Below are 1,241 nucleotides of genomic sequence, written 5' to 3'. Positions count from 1 at the left end.
GGTATTAGAAGAATTATTTAAATTATTAAACAGCATTGATTATTAATAAATTTATAAAATTTAAAAAATATTAGCTTGAAAAATAGCCTTTAAATTTTAATGATATAGTAAGTGAGTCTCCTTTAATTATATTAATATAGTTAAATATCCTATTATTTTATTTTTCTATAAATATATCTTTTTTTTATTAACATTTAATGGTATATTGTTTTTAGACAATGTTGTGGTAAATTATTGAATTTATAACATCATTTTCAAAAAATAAAAAGGTAGGTATTGAAATGGAAACTGAAAAATATTTACAAGTCGTAGAAGATGAAGAGATTGAACAATTAGTTGGTGGGGTAGGACCTGGTTGGATTGAAACGTTAACTAAAGATTGTCCTGGGTATAAACCTTATGCATGCATTACAATTGCGGGACAAACAATTTGTAAAAGATGCCGCTAATAGTTAAAGAGAGTAAGGCAAAAGGCCTTACTCTCTTTAATGATAATGAATTTCTAACTATTACTCCTACCTATAAAAAGAAGAGGTTATTATGAAAAATAATTCACATGGAATTTTGAACACAATAGATAATGGATCACATTCTTTAGTAACGAAAGAATATCTAGAAGAAAATTTTGTTATCTTTTTAGAGAATTTTTCATGTAATGATGTCATTAAGAATGACGAAAACTATAACTTTCAAAATATAATACAAACATATTTAGTATTCTTTAAAAGTATGATAAAAAATAAAATTGATTTTTTTGGTAATGTTGAGAGAGTTTCTGAATCGATAAAGTTTGATTTAGAAAAAAGACTATATCAAGTATTAAGGCCATCCTTAATTGTATACATAAATAAACTTAGAGCAGAAAAAGCTTTAATAGGATTGGATACCAATGAAGAATATAAGTATTTTACAAAGTATTTCTTTCATTTAAACAAATTCTATATAAATTTGTTTAAAATGTTACCTTTATTAAATGAAAAAATTTTTACAATCATTGAAAATGAAATAAATTATATGATTTGGTTACAAGAAGCTCTTGAAAAAGATCAAAAAGAAATTCATAAAATGTCGGGTTTTAATATTATGCATGTAGAAAAAGTTATTAACCTAGGTGACTATCATAATAATGGAAAGAGAACAATACTTTTAGAAGATAAATTTAATAATAAGGTAATTTTAAAACCAGTTGATTTGAAAAATTCTATCTTATATCATAGCTTAATTAATCAACTGAATAAGGA

At 23.4% G+C, this 1,241-nt stretch carries 2 protein-coding genes; both read left to right on the top strand.

Annotated elements, in window-relative coordinates:
• Positions 1–281: 281 nt before the first annotated feature.
• Positions 282–449 (top strand): type A2 lanthipeptide, encoded by a 168-nt coding sequence (locus GBN78_RS29705; protein WP_044585332.1) that lies wholly within the window; start codon positions 282–284, stop codon positions 447–449.
• Positions 450–540: 91 nt separating this feature from the next.
• The coding region (locus GBN78_RS29700; RefSeq protein ID WP_152128035.1) for a DUF4135 domain-containing protein at positions 541–1,241 on the top strand (701 nt) is incomplete at its 3' end.

Source organism: Bacillus sp. B2-WWTP-C-10-Post-4, assembly GCF_009183805.1.
Lineage (GTDB): Bacteria > Bacillota > Bacilli > Bacillales > Bacillaceae_G > Bacillus_A > Bacillus_A cereus.
Note: the sequence above shows the minus strand (reverse complement) of the source record. Positions and strands in the feature narration are given on the sequence as shown.